This is a genomic window from Prescottella defluvii, from assembly GCF_000738775.1.
In the GTDB taxonomy this organism is placed as follows: Bacteria; Actinomycetota; Actinomycetes; order Mycobacteriales; family Mycobacteriaceae; genus Prescottella; species Prescottella defluvii.
Window position 1 is genome coordinate 1 of sequence record NZ_JPOC01000109.1, and the last position, 2,267, is coordinate 2,267.

Consider the following 2,267-nt stretch of genomic DNA (forward strand, 5'->3'; position numbering starts at 1 on the left):
CTCGTCGTGCTCCTGGTCGCATCGATCGGCGGTGTGGTCTTCCTCGACACCAAGCTGAACCGCGTCGACGCCCTCGCCGACTACCCGGGCCGGATCGGCGACACCCCCGGCACCAACTGGCTACTGGTCGGTTCGGACAGCCGCGCGGGCCTGACGCCCGAGCAGGAGCAGCAGCTGTCGACCGGCGGCGACGAGGGCGGCACACGCACCGACACGATCATGCTCGTGCACATCCCGAAGAGCGGCGCCACCACGATGGTGTCGATCCCCCGCGACTCCTACGTGAACATCCCCGGCATGGGCCGCGGCAAGATCAACGCCGCTTTCAACAACGGCGGCCCGGAACTGCTGGTGCAGACCGTCGAGGAGGCCACCGGCCTGTACATCGACCACTACGCGGAGATCGGCTTCGGCGGCTTCGCGGGCATCGTCGACGCCCTCGGCGGCGTCGACATGTGTGTGCCGTACCCGATCGACGACCCCCTCGCCGGCATCAACCTGTCCGAGGGCTGCCAGGAACTGACCGGTCCCGAGGCTCTCGGATTCGTGCGCACCCGGGCCACCGCGATGGCCGACCTGGACCGGATGAACAACCAGCGCGCGTTCATGAGCGCCCTGCTGGAGAAGGTCACCTCGCCCACGACGCTGATCAATCCGTTGCGGCTGTGGCCGACGATGTCGAAGGTGGCCGGCTCCCTGCAGGTCGGCAGCGGTGACCACCTGTGGAATCTCGCCGGGCTCGCATGGGGCCTGCGCGGCAAGATGGTCACCACCACGGTGCCGGTCGGCGGATTCGATGTCGTCGCCGGATCGGGCGACGTCCTCCTGTGGGATCGGGAAAAGGCCACGGAGTTCTTCGATGCGCTTGCAAATGATCGTCCGGTTCCGCAGACACTTCTGACCGGCGCACCGTGATATTCATCGCTGTAGACGCTTTCCCGGCGCCGCAGCGGGTCCGATCTCCTTTGCGGGCGGTAATGTTCGGTGCATGACTGAAGCGGCGCACACGAACGATTTCCACCGACTGTTGCAGAACCAGATCCGAAATGAATTCACGGCCTCGCAGCAGTACGTCGCCGTCGCCGTGTACTTCGATTCCCACGATCTGCCGCAGCTCGCGGACCGCTTCTACCGCCAGTCCGCCGAGGAACGCGATCACGCGATGATGATGATCCAGTACCTCATCGACAACGACCTGCCGGTGGTCGTGCCCGGCATCGATGCCGTAGTCACCGAGTTCGAGTCGGTCCGCGAGCCGGTCGCACTCGCGGTCGCGCAGGAGAAGAAGGTCACCGAGCAGATCACCCGGCTCGCCCGCACCGCCCGCGACACCGGCGACTACCTGGGCGAGCAATTCATGCAGTGGTTCCTCAAGGAACAGGTCGAGGAGGTCGCGAGCATGACAACGCTCCTGACCATCGTCGATCGCGCCGGCGACAACCTCTTCAACATCGAGGACTTCGTGGCTCGGGAGATGAGTTCGGCCGTGACCGCGGACTCCACCGCCCCGAGGATCGCGGGCGCCGGAGCCTGACCGATTTCGAACGTGTGCCGCAATTGTCGCCCGAAAGACAATTGCGGCACTCTCATTTTGAGGGCAGCCCAACCTAAATTAGCAAGCACTTATTGAGGCCATACTTGCCTCAATAAGGCCACGCTTGGATGACAGTTCCACCCGACCAGCGATATCTTTGACGCATGAGTGCCTCAGACGATTCACATCGGACGAAATTCCACGCACTTCTCCACGACCAGATCCGCAACGAATTCAACGCCTCGCATCAGTACCTGGCGACCGCGGTCTATTTCGACAACGCGGATCTCCCCCAGTTGGCCCGGCACTTCTACAAGCAGGGCAACGAGGAACGCAACCACGCGATGATGATCATCCAGTACTTCCTGGACCGAGGCATCACGGTGGAACTGACCGGTGTCGACCCCGCCAAGTGCCACTTCGAGAATGCGCACGAGCCGATCGCGCTCGCGCTCGCGCAGGAGAAGGCGGTCACCGAGCAGATCGTCACCCTCGCCCGCACGGCACGCGACGACGGCGACTACCTGGGTGAACAGTTCATGCAGTGGTTCCTCAAGGAACAGGTCGAGGAGGTCGCACGCATGACCACTCTGCTGACCATCGCCGAACGTGCCGGCTCCAACCTGTTCGACCTCGAGGATTTCGTGGCCCGCGAGATGGACAGCGTCGACGACGCCTCCGGCGCACCGCCCGTCGCGGGCGGCAGCATCTAGCTGTTGCGGGTCATGACGTT

At 64.0% G+C, this 2,267-nt stretch carries 3 protein-coding genes; all 3 read left to right on the forward strand.

Translation table 11 applies throughout. From position 1 onward, the window contains the following. The coding region (locus tag IJ15_RS0123880) for an LCP family protein (protein ID WP_031940832.1) at positions 1-915 on the forward strand (915 nt) is incomplete at its 5' end. Between the two features lie 73 nt (positions 916-988). Beyond that, on the forward strand, positions 989-1,534 hold the full coding sequence (locus tag IJ15_RS0123885; protein WP_031940833.1) for a ferritin: 546 nt from the start codon (positions 989-991) through the stop codon (positions 1,532-1,534). A gap of 164 nt (positions 1,535-1,698) precedes the next feature. Then, the gene (locus IJ15_RS0123890) at positions 1,699-2,247 is read left to right on the forward strand and encodes a ferritin (protein WP_031940834.1); all 549 of its coding nucleotides are present in this window, start codon (positions 1,699-1,701) and stop codon (positions 2,245-2,247) included. Positions 2,248-2,267 lie beyond the last annotated feature (20 nt).

Excerpts from the sequence above, each read along its gene's own strand:
- IJ15_RS0123885 (WP_031940833.1), top strand. The coding sequence starts at position 989 with ATGACTGAAGCGGCGCACACGAACGATTTCCACCGACTGTTGCAGAAC.
- IJ15_RS0123890 (WP_031940834.1), top strand. The coding sequence starts at position 1,699 with ATGAGTGCCTCAGACGATTCACATCGGACGAAATTCCACGCACTTCTC.